Genomic DNA, 20,208 nt, shown 5'->3' on the forward strand with positions numbered 1-20,208 from the left:
AGGCCTCAGCGGGGCGCCTTCACCGGGAGCAGCAGCAGGAAGCCGGCGATCAGGACGACCACGATGCCCAGGATGCCGTAGGCGGTCTGACTCGTCAGTACGATCAGGACCGTCCAGGCGCCGGACGCCATCCAGCTCGCGGCTCGACCCGTCGTGGCGTAGAGGCCGAAGATCTCGCCTTCGCGCCCCGCCGGGGTGACGCGGGCCAGGAACGAGCGTGCCGCCGCTTGGGCCGGACCGACGAAGGCGCACAGGATGAGGCCGCCGATCCAGAACACTATCGGTCCGGCGTCGCGCAGGAAGAAGACCGCGAGTCCGGCGACGATCATCGATCCGATGGATGCGAGGATGATCCGCTTCGGGCCGAGCCGGTCGTCCAACCGGCCGGCGGCGATCGTGGAGACGCCGGCGATCAGGTTCGCGACGATGCCGAAGATGATGATCTCCTGCGCGTCGAACGTGAAGACGGCCGTGCCGATGATGGCTCCGAATGCGAACACGCCCCCGAGGCCGTCGCGGAAGACGGCGCTCGCCAGCAGGTACCAGAACGTGGGCCGCGTCTCTTCGTTGCGGTACAGCCCCGCGACGTCCTTCACCAGAAGCGGGTAGGAGGCGAAGAAGCCGACCTTGCGCTCCGGGCGGCCGAGCGACGGCTCCGGCACGTTGAGGAAGATCGGGATGCTGAAGATGATCGCCCACACGGCGCATCCGACGGCGATCAGCCGATAGGCGAGGCCGTTGTCGGTCGACATGCCGAACCAGTCGAAGGTGTCGAGCACGACCACGATCACCAGGGCGATGATGCCGCCGAGGTAGCCGAAGCCCCACCCGAGCCCCGAGATGCGGCCGACGTTCTTCGGGTTCGCGATGCCGATGAGCATCGCGTTCGAGTTCACCGCGGCGATCTCCTGGAACACGGTCGCGGCCGAGATCAGCGCGACGCCCAGCCAGAACAGGCTCGGGGTGGGCTCGACGAACCACAGGCCGAGCATGCAGAGGATCAGGGCTCCGGTGCCGATGCCGAGCCAGAGCTTCTGGCGCCCTGCGGCATCCGCCCGCTGTCCGAGCACCGGGGCGAGCAGCAGGATCCCGAAGGCGGCGATGGTCGAGCCGAGCCCCAGGCCGGAGGCGAGGTCTGCCTCCGCGGCCATTCGAGCCGGGTCGTTCGTATCGAGGGCGGCGATATCGGCGGGGAGGAAGCCCTCGCCGACGAGGTAGAGCGCCGTGAACACGAACGTCAGGATGACGGTGTTGAAGGGCTGCGTCGCCCAGTCCCACAGCGCCCACGAGTACACCTGCTTCTTCGGGGCGGGAGTCTCGCCGCGCAGATCGAGGCCGACGACGGCGACGGCGCCGCTGTTCGCGGTCGCCACGGGCTCCGGAACGACCGGGCGAGGTTCGGGTTCGCTCATGATCGAAGTCTGGCCGCGCCCGGTGAACGGCGGGTGACGACGCGCCGCGGGGCGGACTGCGGTGGTGCGCCGACAAGAGGGTTGAAGCACATCTGTCTACTCGTGTAGAGTCCTGGACATGCAGATGACGACCACCGCCTTCACGCTCGACACCGACATCGGGACGGATGTCGACGACCTGCTCGCGATCGCGATGATCCTCGGCAGTCCAGAGCTCGATCTCGAGGCGGTCTGCACGGTATACGGCGACGTGCACCTGCGTGCGCAGATCGTAGCGGCCGTCTTCTCGACGGTGGGTCGTCCGGCTCCGCCGATCGCGCTCGGCGAGCGGGAGACCCGCTCCGGTCGCGAGGTCTGGTGGCCCGGTCATGAAGGTGAGACCATCGCCGACCTCACCGCGCACACCTACGCCGCCGACCGCGACGGCGTCGCCGAGCTCGCCGCGGCCGCGACCATCGCCGCGATCGGCCCGCTCACCGACATCGCTGCCGCGGTGGAGACCGATGGTCACGGCATCCGGCGGATCGTCATGATGGGCGGAGAGTTCACCGCGGGCGTCGTCGAGCACAACATTCGCTGCGACGTCGCCGCAGCCGATGCGGTCTTCCGCTCGGGAGTGCCGACGCTGGCGGTCGGGCTCGAGCAGACCGAGCGGATCCGACTCGCACACGCCGAACTCGACCGCATCGCGGATGCCGGACCGCTGGGCGCGATGATCGGAGCGGAGATGCGCCGCTTCTGGTCGTTCGCCGAGCAGGACTACAACGTGCCGCACGACCCCATCGCCGTCCTGACTCTCGCCCGTCCCGATCTCTTCGAGGTCGCGCAGGGGGAGATCACCGTGCAGACGGACGGGGTCGACGCCGGCCGCACCCGCTTCACTCCGGGGGCAGGCCCGCACTCGATCGTCGTCGACATGGATGCGGATGCCGTGGCTGCGGAGATCCTCGGCCGGATCCTGCGCGCCGCGCAGATCCGCCCCTGACCCACCCCTTCGAGACCGAACCCGAACACCACTCAATGAGGAGAACACCATGAAGACCACAGCACTCCGTTTCGGCGCCTTCGCCGCGGCGCTGACGATGGGCACCGTCGGCCTCGCCGCCTGCGCGCCGTCCGACGCCGGTTCCGGCGGCGACGAGAAAGTCACGCTGACCTTCGCCAACGCCGATCCGGCCGAGACCTGGGCCGTCGTGATCAAGGCGTTCGAGAAGTCGCACCCGAACATCACCGTCAAGCAGCTCAACATCCCGTATGCGCAGTACACCAGCACCATCAACCAGCGCATGACGAGCGGTGGCGGCGACATCGACCTCATGGTCGTCGATGCCGGTGGTGCGGTGCTCGACTGGGCGAACCGCGGGTTCCTCGCCGACATCTCCGACCTCAAGGACGACGCCGTCGCCGCCGCCGTCAGCGAGGACATGGTCACCGCGCGGGAAGCCGACGGCAAGCTCTACGCGCTCGAGACCTGGACGACGTCGCAGTTCCTCTACTACAACCCCGACATCCTCGCTGCGGCCGGCGTCGAGCTGCCCAGCGACGATCCCGAGCAGCCGTGGACGTACGAGGAACTCACCGCCGCCGCGCAGAAGATCAAGGATGCCGGAGCCGCTGAGTATCCGTTCCTCTTCGACCAGTGGGACTCGTACTACCAGCTGCAGATGGTGGGCGCCTCGGCAGGTGGCGGTGACGGCATCGATGCCGACGGTGATGTCGACTTCTCCAACGACGGATGGCAGAAGGCGCTGACCTGGTACCACGACCTGTTCGAGGACGGCCTGTCTCCCCGCGGCATCACGAACGACAAGAACGGCGCTCTATTCCAGACCGGCAAAGCCGGGTTCATCATCTCCGGCCCATGGGGAGTGAGCGTCGCGGAGGCCGGTGACATCGCCTACGGTGTCGCCCCCGCCCCCTACTTCGAGGGCGGCGAGGCCGCGACCTCCACCGACTCCTGGTCCGTGGCGATCTCGGCGAAGTCCGCCAAGGAAGAGGCAGCGAGGGAGTTCCTCGAGTACCTCACGATCGATCCGAAGGGCAATGCCGAATCGGCCGAGGTCGCCGGCATCGCGCCGACGAACAAGGAAGCGTACGCCGCCTACGCCGAGAGCATGAGCGCGGTCGGCGGAGACGCGACCGCGAACTTCGGGGCGATCATGCAGTATCAGCTCGAGAACAACGCCGTGCACCGTCCCGGAGTCGTCGGTTACAGCGTCTTCGAGCCGGGGGCGAACCAGATGTTCTCCGACATCCGCAACGGATCCGATCCCGCAGAGCGGGCGGCTCAGGCGGACAAAGACATCGAAGCGCAGATCGCCCGCCTCAAGTGACCCGCCCCGACGTGGCATGACCCGCCACAGACCGTGAAGTGACATGACAAAGACCCGTGCAGACCGTTCCGCAGCGATCGGGGCCCCGGCCCCGGTCGCTGCGGGCGGCGACCTCCGTCCGCTCCGCCGCCGCAAAGCCCGGCGCATCACCCTCATCGCGTTGGCCATGCTCGCGCCGGCGCTCGTCACGCTCGTGATGATGCGCGTGGTGCCGTTGGTCAGCGCGGTTGGACTCAGCTTCCAGCACGTGTCCCTGGCCACCGGTGAGACCACTTTCGACGGGCTCGCGAACTACATCTACCTGTTCGGCGATCCCAACTTCCACTCCGTGCTCGTGGTGACGCTCGTCTTCAACCTCGTGCTCAACCCGGTGATCGTGATCGTCTCGACCGCACTGGCGCTGCTGCTCGTGCAGAACATCCCGCTGGTGGGATTGTGGCGTTCGATGATCTTCGTCCCGGCCGCCGTGCCCGGAGCCGTCGTCGCGCTGATCTGGAGCACCGCGCTCCAGCCGGACGGTCTGGTCAACGGTCTGCTGGAAGCGGTCGGCCTCCCCGCCCAGCCGTTCCTGACCTCGGCCAACCAGGCGGCGTTCTCGATCGGCATCATGGTGACCTGGGGTGCGCTCGGCTACTGGATGATCTTCATCATCGCGGGTCTCAAGGACATCCCCGGATCCCTCTATGAAGCAGCCGCGCTCGACGGTGCCGGCTGGTGGCGGCGGCTCTTCGCCATCACCCTCCCGCTGCTCAAGCGGCCGATGGCATTCGTCCTGATCGCCTGCACGGTCGGGTCGTTCCTGCTCTTCGCGCCCGTGCAGATCCTCACGAAGGGCGGGCCGAACGGCTCGACGAACCTGATCATGTACGACATCTACAACCGTGCCTACCTGCTCGGCGACATGGGAGTGGGGCAGGCGGAGGTGGTCGTTCTCATGCTGATCCTCTCGGTCATCGTGCTGGTCCAGTTCCGGCTCCTGAAGGAGGACCGCTCATGAGGCGTCGGCGCGGAGCCACCATCCTGCTCACCACGGCAGCGGCGCTGGTCGCCGTCTCGGTCTTCCTCCCGTTGTGGTGGGTGTTCGCCTCGTCGATGCGACCGGGCAACAGCTACGTCGAGAACATGGCCCCGCTGTCGTGGCTGGCCTTCATCCCGATCGGCGGTGACTTCACGAACTACTCGGCGCTCGGATCCGGCGCGTTCCTGCTGGGTCTGTTCAACAGCTTCCTCGTGGCCGCGTTGACGATCCTCGTCGGTCTCGCGATCGCCATCCCCGCCGCGTACGCTCTCGCCACCATGGAGTTCCGCGGACGGGGGATCATCTTCAGCTTCATCATCGTGGTCGCGATGATCCCGTTCGATGCCATCGCGATCCCGCTGTCGTCGCTGTTCCAGGGCTGGGGTCTCAGCGACTCGTATGCGGGTCTGGTGCTGCCGGCGCTGGCGAACGGCTTCGCGATCTTCGTGCTGCGGCAGTTCTTCATGGGGGTGCCCGGCGAGCTCATCGACGCGGCCGAGGTCGACGGACTCGGCCGGTTCGGCACCCTGTGGCGGATCGTGCTGCCACTGTCGAAGCCCGCTCTGATCGGCGCGGGAATGATGCTGTTCCTCTCGCAATGGCAGGCGTACCTGTGGCCGCTGCTGATCGGCACCTCGCCCGAGCGTCAGCTCGCACCGATCGTGCTCGCGAACCTCAGCACCGCCTTCACGGTCGATCTGGGGCAGATCCTCGCCGGGTCGTTCGTGCTGAGCGTCATCCCGATGGTGCTGCTGCTGTTCTTCCAGAAGCAGTACACCGAGTCGCTCTCGACCACGGGGCTGAAGGGATGACGGGAAGGATCGTCGTCGTCGGCTCGCTCAATCTCGACAGCACCCTGCGCGTCGATCGGCTGCCCGCGCCGGGGGAGACCGTGCATTCCGCGCCCGCTCTGTGCTCGCCCGGAGGAAAGGGGGCGAACCAGGCCGTCGCCGCCGCGCTCCTCGGTGCGCGCGTGGCACTCGTCGGAGCCGTGGGAGACGATGCCGCCGGCCGGATGCTCACCGCCGCCGCCCGCGAGGCGGGAGTCGACGTCTCCACCGTGCGTCTGGTGCCGGGGGCGACCGGTCAGGCGACCATCGTGGTCGACCGCTCCGCCGAGAACATGATCGTCGTGGACGGCGGCGCCAACGCGTCGGTCGACCCGCAGCACGTGCGCGACGACCTTGCGGACGCCGACGTGGTGGTGACGGGGAACGAGCTGACGGATGCGGTCGCGGTCGCCGCGGCCGAGCACGCCGCTGCTGCGGGAGCGATCGTCGTGCACAATCCCTCGCCGTATCGTCCGCTGCCCGTTGGGATGCCCCATCCGCAGGTGCTGGTCGTCAACGAACACGAGTTCGCACTGCTGGGCGGAGTGCTCGACGACGCCTCCGACGGCGCGGCGATCACGCCGGAGGTCCCTCCCGAACTCCAGGCGACGGCGGTGGTCGTGACGCGAGGAGCGCGAGGCGCCGTGGTGGTCGAGCGCCGTACGGTGACGTCGGTGGCCGCGGTCTCCGTCGCGGCGGTGGACACCAGCGGTTGCGGCGACGCGTTCCTCGGGGCGCTGGTCGAGAGGCTCGCCGCGGGTCGCACGCTCACCGAGGCGGCGGAGCATGCGGTCCGGGTCGGGGCGTTCGCCGCGACCCGCGAGGGCACCCAGTCGTCGTATCCCACCGCGGAGGAGCTGCGCGCATGGATCGGGACGCAGGCGGGGTGACGCGGGCTACCGACTCTCGGCGTCGGTGCTCTCGCAGCCGCACGAGTCCCGCACGACGAGCTCGACCGGGATCGTCAGCGGCGAGTGCTCCAGCCCCTTCTCCAGCACGGCGCTGAGGGCGGCCTCGGCGATGCGGTGGATCGGCTGCTCGATCGCCGTCAGCGGCGGGTCGCTGAAGAGGGCGTCCTCGGTGCCGTCGAAGGAGACCACGGCGAGATCTCGGGGCACCTCCACTCCGCGCCGTCGGGCCGCGGCCAGAAGCCCGAGCGCCTGCACGTCGGAGGTCACGAACACGGCGTCCGGCCGCTGCGCGCGCGAGAGCAGATCCTGACCCGCCTCGAAGCCGCCCGCGCGCGAGAACTCGCTTCGTGCGATCAGGTCGTCGCCGGTCGGGAGCCCGGCGGTCTCGAGCTCCTGCCGCCAGCCCTGCTCACGCTCGGAGACGCCGGGCGCACCGACGGGACCGCTGAGCAGGGCGATGCGCGTGCGCCCGTGACCGATCAGATGCGAGACGGCCTGCGCCGCACCGCCCCGGTCGTCGACGATGACGGACAGCTGGCCGGGGCGTGAGCGCTGGTCGAGGAACACGGTCGGTGTCGTGCCCGTCTCGGCGACGGATGCCGGATCGAGGCTCACGATCACGAGGCCGTCGATCTGGTGGCTGACGAGGGACTCGACCTGGGCGCGCTCGCGGTCGATGTCGTTGTCGGCGTCGCCGAGCAGGAGTGCGTAGCCGGCGGTGAAAGCCTGTACCGACAACTCCCGGGCGAGAGCGCCGAAGTACGTGTTGCTCACATCGGGCACCACGAGTCCGACCGCCTGTGCGCTGCGCATGCGCAGGGCTCGGGCGACGGCGTTCGGTCGGTAGTCGAGCTCCTCCATGGCCGCGAGCACCCGCGTCCTCGTCGATGCCGCGACCGGGCGCGGTCCGTTGTTGACGACGTAGCTCACGACCGCCGTGCTGACTTCGGCGAGGCGGGCGACATCCGTGCGGGTCGCCGCCCTCTTGGGCTGCTCTTGCGCATCCTGCTTCGGCACGGGGTGCTTCCTCTCCGGGTGGACTGCCCGAGTCAAGTATGTCTTCGTTCTGCGAGTCTATTCGAGTAGATTAACGCCATGCCCACCCCTGTCGTCGTCGTGACCGACCTCTACCTGCCCCCGGAGGACCCGGGTGACAACTTCGATCTGTTGTTCCCCTTCGCCTCGGAACGGGTCGACCTGCGCGCCGTGATACTCGACGTCTCCATCGAGAAGCGCGAGTCCGTGCGCGAAGGGGTGATCGGCTATCCGGGTCCCCGAGACCCCGGCGTGGTCCCGGTTGCGCAGCTCAACGCGCTCTTCGGGACGCGCGTGCCGTGGGGGATCTCGCCGTTCGCCCGCATGCGCTGCCTCGATGACGAGATGCGCGATGTGCCGGGGTTCCAGCAGCAGGGGCCGGAGCTGCTCCTCGAAGTGCTGCGGACGTCGAGCGAACCCGTGCACATCATGTCGTTCGGGTCGGCGCGACCGATCGCCGTGGCTTTCAACCGCGACCCGGAGCTGATGCGGGAGAAGGTCGCGGCGGTGCACCTGTCAGCCGGGTCGACGACTCTCGACTACCTCGAATGGAACATCTACCTCGATCCGATCGCCGCCCGCCGGGTGGTCGACTCCGGGCTCCCTCTCGCGCTGTATCCGTGCGCTTCGGATGTCGACTGCTACACGCTCGACGCCCACAACACGGTGTGGTGGCTCGAGGATCTCGCCTGGATCGAGCAGATGCATCCCGCCCTCCGCCGCTATCTCCTGTACGGGCTCGGCGGCGAGACGCGGATCGACTTCCTCCGCGCCCTCGATGAGGATCCCTCGCCCGCGGTGGCACGCCGGGTGTACGAGCGTCGGCACGCGGTATGGGAGACCGCCGCCTGGATGATCGTCTCCGGATCCGCGCTGGTGCGTCGCGCCGACGGCACGCACCGGATCATCGACGCCGCAGACGTCGTCGCCGACGACGAGGTGATCGCGAACGAGCTCGTCCCCGCGCGAGCGCGCACGCACGAGACCGGGCTGTACACGTTCGAGACCGACGTGGTCGCCGACGACGGGGTGCGCGTCTTCCGGCGAGACGATCCCGAGCAGTACGAGCGCGCTCTCCAGGAGGCGCTGCCGGCGTTGTACTGCGGATTCGTCCCGCCCGGGTGGCAGGGGTCGACCACGGGAACCCTGCGCGACCCGCAGCCCCGCACCTACGCGGGGCCGTTGAACCACTGATCGGGCGCTGTGCCCGGAGGAGAGGAGCGATGATGCTCGGACGGAAGAGACGATGGACGATGGCGGGGGCGGGAGCAGCGGCGGCCGTCGTGGTGGCGGCGCTCGCGGTGCAGACGCAGGCTGCAGCCGACGTGCCCGGCGGTATCGACTGGGATCCCGGCACGGTCGAATCGGTGTACGCGCCGGCCGACGGGTACTACGCGTACGCGCCGTCGGTGGTGCGCGACGGTGACACCGAATGGATCTGGACCTGCCACAACGACGAGTTCCGTGTGATCGAGGATCACATCTACCTGACCAAGCGCGTGGCGGGATCGGTCGTCAGCACGGCCTCCGTGCTCCAGGCGTCGCCGGCCCCGGCCTGGGACAGCTTCCACACGTGCGACCCGAGCGTGGTGAAGGGCCGATTCGACTACGCCGGTACGCGCTACCGGTACGCGATGTTCTACCTCGGGAATGACGTCGACGCCAGCGCGCACAACCAGATCGGCGTCGCATTCGCGGTGACGCCGGACGGGCCCTGGGTCAAGTATCCCGATCCCGTGATCACCACCCCCGACGGCACGAGCTGGGGTGTGGGGCAGCCGACGGCAGTCTCGCTGTCCGCCGAATCCGGCCGAATCCTGCTGGGCTACACGCGGGGAGACACCTCGACGCGCGCCTACGTCACCACGATCGATCTGTCGAAGCCGGATCGGATGCGCGTCGCGCCGGAGCGCCAGATCTCCATCGCCGGGCTGACCGGCGCCGACGGCGACCCGGACTATCTCAACGGCTTCGACATGGCCCTCGACGCCGCGCGGAAGGAGATCGTCGTCGTGCGCGAGCAGCACCCGTACCCGAACGACAACCCCTGGTGGATCGGCCCCTCGGTGCAGGTGGATCGGATGCCGCTCAAAGACTTCTTGCGCGGAGCGGGCACGTGGACGCCGTCCGGCGACATCGACGAGGAGCTGACCGGATTCGACCGGGTGCACAACGCGGGGCTGGTGCGCACGTGGACCGGGACTCTGGCATCGCCGGACGCGCCGGAGGTCGTGTTCACGAGCTCGTGCTCGAGCCTGCCGACCGTGGATGACCAGGACTGGAGCCAGGCCACCTGCGACTCGCTCTATTCCTACGACCTCTGGTCGATCACCGGAGAGCGCTGATCTCGCGAAGCATCCCCTGTACCTCCTTGCCGCCGACGGGAGGGAGTGCAGGGGATGCTGCGCTCAGTCCGTGCGCAGCGGCCGGAGCGTGCGGGCGTAGTCCTCCTTGAGCACCGCGAGGTGCAGCCAGGCTTCGATGCGCGTCACTCCGGGCAGCGCGCGCAGTCGCTCGAGGCTGGCGTACAGCGCGCCGGCCGAGGGCTCGACCAGCGTGGCCACGGCATCGAACCGACCGAGCGTGCGCGCGGCGAAGTCCACCCCGCGCCCACGCCGCAGCTCGTCGATCACGGCCTCGTCGTCGTCGCCGAGGGTCATGCCGACCCCCATCGACAGCTGCCGGTGCGCGAGGCCACGCGCCTCGACCGCGCTGATCTTGATGACCCCGGCGTCGATCAGCCGCTGCACCCTGGTGGCGACGGCGGAGGGGGACAGGCGCACCTCCTCGCCCAGCGCACGGAAGCTCTCGCGGCCATCGGCCTGGAGGCGCTCGATCAGCGCCTCGTCGATCGTGTCGAGGGTGACGCCGCCGTGATACTCCGAGACGAAGAATCCCTTGATCACGGTGGAGTAGATGATCGTGCTGATGTCGAGCACGCCGTCGATCGCGCGGATCAGGGCGAGCAGGTCGTGCAGTTCCGACATCGAACCGACGCGCACCTCGGTGACCACGTCGTGCGCGCCGCCGACCGCCGACACCAGCACGGTCTCGCTCATGTCGCGAAGGTGCTCGGCGACGAGCTCGACGGTGCCGTCGGTGCGGATCGAGACGTGGGCGAGCACGTGCTGCCCGAGGAACACGGGGTCGACCGCAGCGACGACCCGCACCGTGCGGTCGGCGAGCATGGTGCGCAGTCGGGCGGCGACAGCGGCCCGCGACTGCCCGAGTCGCTGGGCGAGGGAGAGGATGCTGGCGCGCCCGTCCTCCTGCAGCGCGCGGATCAGCTCAGCGTCGAAATCCATGGTTCCGCCCATTTCCTCAGTTTCCCGCGATCGCACGCTTCGGCGCGCGCATGTTCAGTGTAAGCGGGCTGTTCGCCGCCGGGAAGGCACGCAATGCACGCTCGCGCGATCAGATGTCCAGTGAATCCTCGTTCTCGCTGGAGTTCTGCCCTTGCTGACGGCCCCGCACGTCCGTAGCATCCTTCGCTATCCGACATCTTCCGCAAAGGAGCGGGCACCCCCATGACCACCACCCCCACCCGCGGCACCCACAGCCGGGCACGACGTGCCGGTATCGCCGCCTTCGTCGGCACCACCATCGAGTGGTACGACTTCTACGTCTACGCGACCGCCGCGGCGCTCGTCTTCGGTCCGCTGTTCTTCCCGAGCGGCGACCGGCTGGCCGAGACCGCAGCGGCCTTCGCGACCTTCGCGGTCGCCTTCCTCGTCCGCCCCCTCGGCGGCATCATCTTCGGCCACATCGGCGACAAGCTCGGACGCCGGGTGTCGCTCGTCATCACCCTGCTGATGATGGGCGCGGCCACAGTGCTCGTCGGCTGCCTGCCGACCTACGAGAACATCGGCATCCTGGCCCCGATCCTCCTGATCCTGCTCCGCGCGGTGCAGGGCCTCGCCGTCGGCGGCGAGTGGGGCGGCGCGGTGCTCATGAGCGTCGAGCACGCCCCCGAGAAGTCCAAGACGTTCTACGGCGGCTTCACGCAGCTGGGCAACCCGGCCGGTGCCCTGCTGGCCTCCGGCATCTTCGCGATCATGACCCGCATGGGCGACGACTTCATCATGAACGGCGGATGGCGCATCCCGTTCCTGCTGTCGATCGTGCTGGTCGGCGTCGGCTTCTGGGTGCGCTACCGCGTCGAGGAGTCCCCGGTCTTCGAGGCGAAGATCGAGGGCCGCAAGCAGTCGATGCCGCTGGCCTTCGCGCTGCGCACCAACTGGCGTCCGATCCTCCTCGGCATCGGCATCCTCCCGATCTCGACCGGCGGCTACTACCTGGCCACCACCTTCGCCACGGCGTACGCCACCGGCGACACGGTCGCGATCAGCGAGCAGGTCATCCTCGACGCCATGACGATCGCCTCGTTCGTCGAGTTCGTGGTGACGCTCCCGGTCGCCTGGCTGGGCGACAAGTGGGGTCGAAAGAACGTCATGTACATCGGCCTGATCACCTCGGTGCTCACGTTCGTGCCGTTCCTGCTGATCCTGCCGGGACGCGTCGAACCGCTCATCTTCCTGTTCGCCTCGCTGGTGCGCATCGCGATGAGTGCGACGTATGCCCCGATCGCCGCACTGCTCTCGCAGATGTTCCGCCCGCAGGCCCGCTACACCTCGATCGCGCTGTCCTACGGCGTGGGTGCCGCGATCTGGGCCGGATTCTCGCCCTGGTTCGCGACGCAGCTCATCGCCTGGACGGGCAGCATCTGGGCCGTCATCGCGATGTTCATCGGGATGGCCGTGATCGCCGGCATCTGCACGCGCCTCGCGCCGCAGCACTCCGACGAGGCTCCGGTCACCGCGTCCTTCACCGCCCGCACCGACACGACCGCGAACAGGCTGCCATGAGAAAGCTCACCCCCTTCGACCGCTCGGCCCAGACGGCACCCGTCCTGCTGACCGCGCACGCGATCCACACGGCGGATGCCGCGGCCACGACGGCCACGGCGATGCTGACCGAGCGCGGGCGGATCCTCGCCATCGGCACCCCCGCCGAGTGCGAGGCGGCGGCCGAGCGGGGTGGGCTCTCCCCGGAGCGCATCGACCTCGGAGACGCGGTCGTGGTCCCCGGCTTCGTCGACGCCCACGCGCATCCGCTCATGTTCGGGCAGATGATGAGCTGGGTCGACTGCGGGCCGGAGAAGGCGGGCAGCATCCCCGAGATCGTGGCCCTGCTGAAGGCGGCGGCCGCCGACCTCCCCGAGGGGCGCCCGGTGCGCGGCTACGGCTACGAGCAGCGCAACCTGGCCGAGAAGCGGCATCCCACCCGCTTCGAACTCGACGAGGTCGCGGCCGACCGCGAGGTGTACCTCATGAACGCGTCGGGTCACGGCGGGGTCGTGAACTCCCACACCCTCACCGTCAACGGCGTCGACCGCGACACCCCGAACCCCGACGGCGGCGAGTTCTTCCGCGATGCGGACGGCGAGCTGACGGGCGAGCTGTCGGATGCCGCGTGCAACATCCTCACCGGCGTGCACGGCGTGAAGATCGGCCACCACGGTCCGAACTTCCACCTCGCCGACGAGCCGGAGGAGCACCTGCGCCAGCTGGACGCCGCGACCCAGCGCTTCCTCGCCGGCGGCGTCACCTCGATCGGCGACGCTCAGGTCACACGGCGCGAGTTCGACATGTACCTGCGCCTCGCCGAGGCCGGGCGCCTCGAGCTGCGCGTGTCGATGTACCTGCTCTCGCACCTGCTCGACGAGGCGCTCGAGATGGGTCTCGTCGGCCAGTTCGGCAACGCGCACCTGAGCTTCGCGGGCATCAAGTTCTACGCCGACGGCACCCTCGGCGGCTGGACCGCGTACTTCCCCGACGGCTACGTGGGCGACCCCTGCCGCACCGGTCAGCTCTACCACGAGCCCGCCGAGTACGCCGGGCTCATCAGCAAGGCCCACGCCGCAGGACTCCAGACCGCCACGCACGCGCAGTCGCCGACGGCGATCGAGATGGTCGTGTCGGCGATCGAGGCAGCGCTCGCCGAGCATCCGGATGCCGACGCCCGCCACCGCATCGAGCACTGCGGCCTGCCGACGCCCGAGCAGATCGAGCGGATGGCCGTGTCCGGCATCCGTCCGGTCAACCAGACCCAGCACTACTTCAACTGGGGCGAGGGCGTGGAAGAGGCCATCGGCACCCCGGGCGAGCGCTTCAATCCGCTGGGCGAGTTCGAGCGTGCCGGCGTGCCGTTCACGATCTCGTCGGATGCTCCGGTCGCCGAGCCGATCCCGCTCGAGGCCATCCAGACCGCGGTCACCCGCGTCACCCGCCGAGGCCACAAGCTCGGCCCCGACGACCTGCGCGTCTCGGCACTGGCAGCCCTCCGCGCCCACACGATCGAGGGCGCGGTGTCGATCGGCCGCGAAGACGACCTGGGCTCGCTCGAGGTCGGCAAGTACGCCGACTTCGCGGTGCTGTCCGGCGACCCGCTGGCTGTTCCCGCCGAGGAGATCTCGGCGATCACGGTGCGCGAGACCTGGGTCGACGGCGTGCGCCGTCACCGGGTGTGAGGATGATTCGATGAGCCCCGAGACCACGCCCGCCGAGCAGTACGCCGATACCGCCGGACGGGCCGTGCTGGAGACGATCCGCGCCTACGGTGTGACCGCGATCTTCGGCATCCCCGGCACCCACAACCTCGAGCTGTACCGGCCGCTCGCCGACCTCGGCATCCGCGCGGTGACGAACCGCCACGAGCAGGGCTCCGGCTACGGCGCCGACGGCTGGGCGCAGCAGACCGGCCTCCCCGGCGTCGTCATCACGACGTCCGGCCCCGGACTGCAGAACGCCATGAGCGCGATCGGCACGGCGTTCTGCGAGTCGCGGCCGCTCATCGTCCTCTCCCCGGGAGTGCCGCTCGGTGCGGAGTTCGCCGATGTGGGCACGCTGCACGAGACGAAGGATGCCACGGCCATGGTCGGCGCCATCGCCGAGTGGTCGCGCCGGGTGACCAGCGCGGCCGAGGCGGTCGAAGCCGTCCATGACGCGTTCGCCCTGTTCCGCACCGGTCGCCCTCGCCCCGTGCACATCGAGATCCCCCTCGACGTGCTGGAGGCTCCGGCCGACGTCCCCGCCGAGGCGCGGCAGCCGCGTCCGGTCCCTCCGCGGGTCTCCGGTGAGCCGGCTGCGCTCGCCGAGGCGGCACGGCTGCTGGCCGCCGCGACCACCCCGGTGATCGTCGCCGGCGGGGGAGCGGTGGATGCCGCGCACGAGGTCACCATTCTCGCCGAGCGCCTCGGAGCCCCGGTGCTGACCACCCTGAACGGCAAGGGCGTGGTCGACGAGCATCACCCGCTCTCCCTCGGCTCGAACCTGCGGCTCGCCGCCGCCCGCGCGATCGCGGAAGACGCGGACGTGCTCCTCGTGGTCGGGTCGAAGCTGGGCGAGGCCGAGCTGTGGGCGCCGCGACTCGAGGCGCGCGGAACCGTGATCCGCATCGACATCTCGCCCACGCAGCGCGACAAGAACCTCGCCGCGACCGTGGGCCTCACGGGTGACGCGGCCGCCGTGCTGGAGGCGCTGCTGACCGCGGTCCCCGCCGAGGCCCGCCCGCCGCGCGACCTGTCCGCCGAACGTGCCGCGATCGACGCCGAGATGCGGGAGACCGCACCCGAGACGGTGGCCCTGGCCGAGATCATCGCCGAAGCTCTGCCCGACGATGCGATCGTCGCGGGCGACTCGTCCCAGATCGTGTACATGGCTCTGGGCAGCGTGCTGCGATCCGAGCATCCCCACTCCCTGTTGTACACGCCCACCTACGCGACCCTCGGCTACGGCCTCCCCGCCGCGATCGGTGCACGGGTCGCGCAGACCGAGCACCCGGTCGTGACCGTGATCGGCGACGGCGCCCTGATGTTCTGCGTGAACGAGCTCGTGACCGCGGTCGAGCAGCGCCTGGACGTCACGGTCGTATGCGTCGACAACGGCGGCTACGCCGAGATCCGTCAGAACGAGGTCGACCGCGGCATGACGCCGGTCGGCGTCGACCTGGTGCAGCCGGACTGGGCCGCGCTCGCCACGGCCTTCGGCGCGAGTGGACGGCGCGTCGAGCGACGCGACGACATCGCGTCGAGCATCCGCGCCGCGATCGCCGACGGGGGAGTGCAGCTGGTGCACATCCCGCAGCACGCCCTCTGACCTCCGCACTCCGAGATGAACCCTCTCCCCGACGAACAGGAACGAGCAATGACCGAGAACGTGGGACCCGTCGATGCGTCCGTGAACCCCCGCTACTCCGGCATCGCGACCTTCGCGCGGCTGCCGCGGATCGAAGACGTGCCGCGCGCCGACATCGCCGTCGTCGGCATCCCCTTCGACTCCGGCGTGAGCTACCGGCCGGGCACGCGGTTCGGTCCGTCGCACGTGCGCGAGTCGTCACGCCTGCTGCGGCCGTACAACCCCGCGCAGGACGTGTCCCCGTTCGCGATCGCGCAGGTGGTGGATGCCGGTGACATCCCTGTCAACCCGTTCGACCTGACCGAGGCCGTGACCGAGGTCGAGCGTGCGGCGCTGGCCCTCGGCGAGCAGGTGCAGCGCATCGTCACGATCGGCGGCGATCACACGGTGGCTCTGCCGCTGCTGCGGGCGGTGGCGGCGAAGCACGGCCCGGTCGCGGTGCTGCACTTCGACGCCCACCTCGACACGTGGGACACCTACTTCGGGGCTCCCATCACGCACGGCACCCCCTTCCGCCGCGCGAGCGAAGAGGGCCTGATCGACCTCACCGCGAGCTGCCACGTCGGCACCCGTGGACCCCTGTACTCGAAGCAGGATCTCGAAGACGACGAGCGTCTGGGCTTCTCGATCGTGTCGAGCGAGTACATCGAGGAGCACGGGGTCGAGGCCGGCATCGCCCGCATCCTGCAGCGCATCGGGGACAAGCCGCTGTACGTCTCGATCGACATCGACGTGCTCGACCCCGCCCACGCGCCCGGCACCGGCACCCCCGAGGCCGGCGGCCTGACGAGCCGCGAGCTGCTGCGCATCCTGCGTGCCCTGACCTCGCAGAACATCGTCGGCGCCGACGTGGTCGAGGTGTCGCCCGCCTACGACCACGCGCAGATGACCGGCATCGCCGCGAGTCACGTGGTCTACGAGCTCGTGACGCTGCTGGCCGCCCGCCTCGCCGCCTGATCCACCCGGCGCGCCTCAGGTCCCGGCGGGCGGCGTGAGCCGAATCACCACGCCGTCACCCTCGCCGCCGGTCGCGACCACCCAGGACCCGCCCGTCCACGCGGCGGCGTTCGCTCCGCACAGGAAGGGCAACGGATGCTGTCCGCCCGAGTCGCTGAGGCGGAGGGCGTCGCTGCGGCGGAGGACGACGTCACCCGAGGTCTCGGCGCAGTGCAGGCGGGGCTCGATCGCTTCTCGCGCTTCGGAGGAGCCGCCGACGACCACGCCCTGCACGTCGCTCTGCTCCGGCTCTCCGCCCCACCACAGTGCCGTTCCGTCGGGCGCGACGGCGACGAGCGGATGGTTCGCGACCTGCGGCTCGCGGCTCAGCTCCGTGCCGTCGGCCGCGAGCACGATCCGTGCGGTCGGGGTCGCGAGATACATGCGCCCCGCATCGTCGACGTCGATGCTGATCGGCGGGACACCGGGTCGAGCGCTCGGAGCGTCGTCGACTTCGACCGGGCCGCTGTGCAGGACGGTCCGCGCGCCGCTGTCGAGGTCGACGCGCAGCACCTCGTAGTCGAGGTAGTCCTCGGGAGGGCGTGGCTGGTAGCGCACCACGATCGCGTCGCCCTCGTGCACGGCGACGTCGCCGAACTCGAAGTCCCCGAAGTCGAGAGCGCCCTCGTCGCCCACGGCGTCGCCCGGCAGATCTCGCACCGTCATGGTCGTGGTGTCGACCACCGAGAGCATCGGCATCACGTGTGCCCGGTCGCCCTGCACCACGACGAGCTCGGTCGGCGACAGCGGCGCCATCGCCCCGATCAGCGAGAGCGGGTCGCCGGTCTCGGTGGCGAAGCTGGCGAGCGTCTCGCCATCGGCCCCGACGTGCAGCCACGACCCGGAGGACGCGGTCCAGAACCCGCCCGCCCCATCGGCCGACAGCACGTGCATCCCGTAAGTCAGGTCGGTCGGCGGACCGGCCGGCGTGGCCTGCGGTCCGGAGCCGACGAAGGAGGTCTGGAACGAGATCGGCTCCAGGGCCCAGTCGTCGGGTCCCGGCGCGGGCGGCGTGCACCCGGAGACGAACATGATCGCTGCGATGACCGCGGCGCCGCGCAGCATCCGCCGCCGTGCCCCTCCCCGATGATGCATGTCCACACTCTGCAAGCTCCGGCTGGGAGATCGGTGTGCCCGTGCCGTCGGACGAATGGTCGGATCGCGCGGACGACCGGTCGGGCGGCGGCATCCGGATGCTGCGACCGTGGAACCATGACCACCACAGCGCCCGTCCCGACCGTGCCGCCCACCGCTGCCACCCGCATCCGGTACGGCGGGCTGATCGTGCTGATGCTGATGGGCTTCCTGCTGGTCACCGCCGAGTTCCTGCCCAACGGCGTGCTCACCGAGATGGCCGACGGGCTCGGGGTCACTCCCGGTCAGGCCGGGCAGACCGTGACGGTGACGGCACTGGTCGGACTCGTCGTCGCGCCGACGGTCGGACTCATCTTCCCGAGGCTCGACCGTCGGTCGCTGCTGGTGTGGATGGCCCTCGCCGCCGCGGTATCGAACCTCATCGTGGCGATCGCGCCGAACCTGATCATCGTGCTGCTGGCGCGCTTCCTCCTGGGCGCTGCGATCAGCGCGTTCTGGGCGATGTCGATCACGGTCGCCGCCCGCCTCGCGGGGCCTGAGAACCTCGGCCGCGGCGTCATGTTCACCTCCGCCGGAGTCTCGCTGGCGACGGTCGCGGGTGTGCCCCTGGGTGTGATGTTGAGCGAGCTCGTCGACTGGCGGATGGTCTTCGCCATCGCGGGTGCGCTGATGGTGGTGCTCGCGGTCGTCCTGCGGTTCACGCTGCCGTCGGTGCCGGCCGAGCGGGCGTCGAGCCTGCGGCTGCTCGTCGACACGCTGCGTCGCCCGGGCATCGGGCTGGGCATGATCGGGCACGTGCTCGTGGTGCTCGGGCACTTCCTCGCCTACACCTACGTACGCCTCGCGCTGGAGCGCATCCCCGACGTCGATGCCTCGACGATCGTGGTGCTGCTCGCCCTGTTCGGCGTCGGCGGCCTCCTCGGCAACATCACGATCGGGCTCGTCATCGACCGCACGTTCGCCTTCTTCGCCGTGTTCGCGCCCTTGGTGATCGCCGTCTCGGTGATCTCGATTATCCTGTTCTCCGGATCGATCCTGGGCGTCGGCATCGTGGTGCTGGTGTGGGGCTTCTTCTTCTCGTCCTGGCTGATCGTCGCGAACACCTGGGTCGGGCACCGGATGCCGGATCGACTCGAGGCCGGTGGCAGCCTCGTCGTCGTCGGGTTCCAGGGTGCCATCACGCTCGCGGCGGGCATCGGCGGACTGCTCGTCGACACGCTGAACGTCGAGCTGGTCTACGCGATCGGCGCGATCGCGCTGCTCGCCGGTGCAGTGCTCTTCGGCGCCTCGAACCGCCTCAGCAGCCGAGCCTGACGCGGGTCGGGCGGCGCTCGTCGGGCGTCGCTCGTCAGGCGGAGACGGGCGTGCGGTGGGCCATCCGCCACGACGACGGCGTCATGCCGGTGCGACGACGGAACGCCCGGCTGAACCCCTCGTCCGAGGCATAGCCCAGCTCGCGCGAGATCTCCGACACGCTTCGCCCGGCATCCAGCATCCGCTTCGCCGCGTCCACACGCACCTCGGTGACGTAGTCCGCGGGAGAGCGGCCGACCGCGCTGCGGAACCGCTCCGCGAAGGTCGACCGCGACATGGCGCTGATGCCGGCGAGGCGGTCCACCGTCCAGTCGCGGCCCGGCTCCTCGTGGATGGCGTCGACGACGCGGTCCAGGAACGGGTCGTTCGACAGCGAGGGCCAGCCGGCGGGAGCGCAGCCGTTGTCCGCCCAGGCGCGGATGACCGAGAGCAGCACGGTCTTCGCCATCATGCGGCAGATCACCGGGTCGCCCTGACGCACCGGGAAGGCGGCCGGATCGACCACGCCCATGTTCACGGCGAGGGCCGCCGCAGCGGGCTCCAGGGCGTCGAAACCGGTGACGGTGAGGAACGGCGGCAGCAGCGCGCGCAACGGCGATGTCTCGTCGGCGAGCTCGATGTCGGCGATCATGAGGCTCGCAGCGTCCTCGGCCTCGAGGGCGAAGGGCGAGCCGCCGAGCGTCAGGAACGCGTCTCCGGCCACGAGCAGGTCGCGACGGAGGGGCGGGTCGACCGTGATGCGGCGCGACTCGGGATCCACGTCGAGGCGGCACCCGTCGCCGAGCGGAGGATGCCCGTGCACGCTGCCCTCGGCGACGTATACGAGGGTGATGGTGCCGGTGGGGATCGGCAGCAGGGCGCCGGATGCCAGCGGCACCCGCCGACCGACGCCGACGCGCAGATCGACGGTGCCGAGCACCTGCGAGATCGCGTCCGCGTCCACTGTCACCATGCCTTCGGCAACGCCGCCGCGGGGCCTGCTATTCCGCAGCCGACTTCTTCGAGGCGCGAAACGGGTCGCATCGTCCTGACGTTCTCAACCATTCGGTTGATTCGAAGAGGATGACCG

17 protein-coding genes are annotated in these 20,208 nt (G+C 69.7%); 12 read left to right on the forward strand and 5 right to left on the reverse strand.

Annotation, left to right across the window (positions count from 1 at the left end):
• Window positions 1–5 precede the first annotated feature (5 nt).
• Window positions 6–1,412: an MFS transporter gene (locus CQ045_RS14460; protein ID WP_181156581.1), complete on the reverse strand. Its 1,407-nt coding sequence runs from the start codon at window positions 1,410–1,412 to the stop codon at window positions 6–8.
• A 118-nt stretch (window positions 1,413–1,530) separates the two neighbouring features.
• On the opposite strand from CQ045_RS14460, the gene CQ045_RS14465 reads away from it, so the two are divergent.
• Genes CQ045_RS14465 through CQ045_RS14485 form a run of 5 tightly spaced genes read left to right on the forward strand, consistent with a single transcriptional unit; the run spans window position 1,531 to window position 6,483 of the window.
• Entirely contained in the window at window positions 1,531–2,397 is an 867-nt protein-coding gene (locus tag CQ045_RS14465; RefSeq protein ID WP_219844432.1) for a nucleoside hydrolase, read from the forward strand.
• A 49-nt stretch (window positions 2,398–2,446) separates the two neighbouring features.
• Window positions 2,447–3,745, forward strand: coding sequence for a sugar ABC transporter substrate-binding protein (locus CQ045_RS14470; RefSeq protein WP_181156582.1), 1,299 nt, complete (start codon window positions 2,447–2,449; stop codon window positions 3,743–3,745).
• Window positions 3,746–3,788: 43 nt separating this feature from the next.
• Window positions 3,789–4,742: a carbohydrate ABC transporter permease gene (locus tag CQ045_RS14475; protein WP_105724906.1), complete on the forward strand. Its 954-nt coding sequence runs from the start codon at window positions 3,789–3,791 to the stop codon at window positions 4,740–4,742.
• Window positions 4,739–5,575, forward strand: a complete 837-nt coding sequence (locus tag CQ045_RS14480; protein ID WP_105724908.1) for a carbohydrate ABC transporter permease — start codon at window positions 4,739–4,741, stop codon at window positions 5,573–5,575. The genes CQ045_RS14475 and CQ045_RS14480 overlap by 4 nt, the downstream gene beginning before the upstream one ends.
• Window positions 5,572–6,483: a ribokinase gene (locus tag CQ045_RS14485; RefSeq protein ID WP_105724910.1), complete on the forward strand. Its 912-nt coding sequence runs from the start codon at window positions 5,572–5,574 to the stop codon at window positions 6,481–6,483. Before CQ045_RS14480 ends, CQ045_RS14485 begins: the two co-directional genes overlap by 4 nt.
• A gap of 6 nt (window positions 6,484–6,489) precedes the next feature.
• Here CQ045_RS14485 and CQ045_RS14490 read toward each other — a convergent pair whose 3' ends face one another.
• Window positions 6,490–7,521 (reverse strand): LacI family DNA-binding transcriptional regulator, encoded by a 1,032-nt coding sequence (locus CQ045_RS14490; protein ID WP_181156583.1) that lies wholly within the window; start codon window positions 7,519–7,521, stop codon window positions 6,490–6,492.
• A 78-nt stretch (window positions 7,522–7,599) separates the two neighbouring features.
• On the opposite strand from CQ045_RS14490, the gene CQ045_RS14495 reads away from it, so the two are divergent.
• Both CQ045_RS14495 and CQ045_RS14500 read left to right on the forward strand, forming a co-directional pair.
• Window positions 7,600–8,733, forward strand: coding sequence for a nucleoside hydrolase (locus CQ045_RS14495; protein WP_105724915.1), 1,134 nt, complete (start codon window positions 7,600–7,602; stop codon window positions 8,731–8,733).
• Window positions 8,734–8,762: 29 nt separating this feature from the next.
• Complete coding sequence (locus tag CQ045_RS14500) at window positions 8,763–9,884, forward strand: sugar-binding protein (RefSeq protein ID WP_105724917.1); 1,122 nt, start codon at window positions 8,763–8,765, stop codon at window positions 9,882–9,884.
• Between the two features lie 63 nt (window positions 9,885–9,947).
• Here the strand turns inward: CQ045_RS14500 and CQ045_RS14505 are convergent, their stop codons facing one another.
• Window positions 9,948–10,856 (reverse strand): Lrp/AsnC family transcriptional regulator, encoded by a 909-nt coding sequence (locus CQ045_RS14505; RefSeq protein WP_258131080.1) that lies wholly within the window; start codon window positions 10,854–10,856, stop codon window positions 9,948–9,950.
• A gap of 210 nt (window positions 10,857–11,066) precedes the next feature.
• Here CQ045_RS14505 and CQ045_RS14510 point away from each other — a divergent pair, with 210 nt between their 5' ends.
• Genes CQ045_RS14510 through speB form a run of 4 tightly spaced genes read left to right on the forward strand, consistent with a single transcriptional unit; the run spans window position 11,067 to window position 16,691 of the window.
• Window positions 11,067–12,404, forward strand: a complete 1,338-nt coding sequence (locus tag CQ045_RS14510) for an MFS transporter (protein WP_105724921.1) — start codon at window positions 11,067–11,069, stop codon at window positions 12,402–12,404.
• A complete protein-coding gene (locus CQ045_RS14515) occupies window positions 12,401–14,068 on the forward strand; it encodes an amidohydrolase (protein WP_105724923.1) in 1,668 nt (555 codons plus the stop codon). The genes CQ045_RS14510 and CQ045_RS14515 overlap by 4 nt, the downstream gene beginning before the upstream one ends.
• 10 nt (window positions 14,069–14,078) lie before the next feature.
• On the forward strand, window positions 14,079–15,695 hold the full coding sequence (locus CQ045_RS14520) for a thiamine pyrophosphate-binding protein (RefSeq protein ID WP_105724925.1): 1,617 nt from the start codon (window positions 14,079–14,081) through the stop codon (window positions 15,693–15,695).
• A gap of 48 nt (window positions 15,696–15,743) precedes the next feature.
• Entirely contained in the window at window positions 15,744–16,691 is a 948-nt protein-coding gene (gene speB / locus CQ045_RS14525) for an agmatinase (protein WP_105724927.1), read from the forward strand.
• Between the two features lie 15 nt (window positions 16,692–16,706).
• Here speB and CQ045_RS14530 read toward each other — a convergent pair whose 3' ends face one another.
• Entirely contained in the window at window positions 16,707–17,825 is a 1,119-nt protein-coding gene (locus CQ045_RS14530) for a hypothetical protein (protein ID WP_146115254.1), read from the reverse strand.
• 117 nt (window positions 17,826–17,942) lie between these two features.
• Between CQ045_RS14530 and CQ045_RS14535 the strand changes: the two genes are divergently transcribed.
• The gene (locus CQ045_RS14535) at window positions 17,943–19,139 is read left to right on the forward strand and encodes an MFS transporter (protein ID WP_105724931.1); all 1,197 of its coding nucleotides are present in this window, start codon (window positions 17,943–17,945) and stop codon (window positions 19,137–19,139) included.
• A 34-nt stretch (window positions 19,140–19,173) separates the two neighbouring features.
• Here CQ045_RS14535 and CQ045_RS14540 read toward each other — a convergent pair whose 3' ends face one another.
• Window positions 19,174–20,091, reverse strand: coding sequence for a helix-turn-helix domain-containing protein (locus CQ045_RS14540; RefSeq protein ID WP_105724933.1), 918 nt, complete (start codon window positions 20,089–20,091; stop codon window positions 19,174–19,176).
• Window positions 20,092–20,208: the final 117 nt, after the last annotated feature.

Origin of the sequence: Microbacterium sp. MYb66, assembly GCF_002979435.1 — a bacterium.
Lineage (GTDB): Bacteria > Actinomycetota > Actinomycetes > Actinomycetales > Microbacteriaceae > Microbacterium.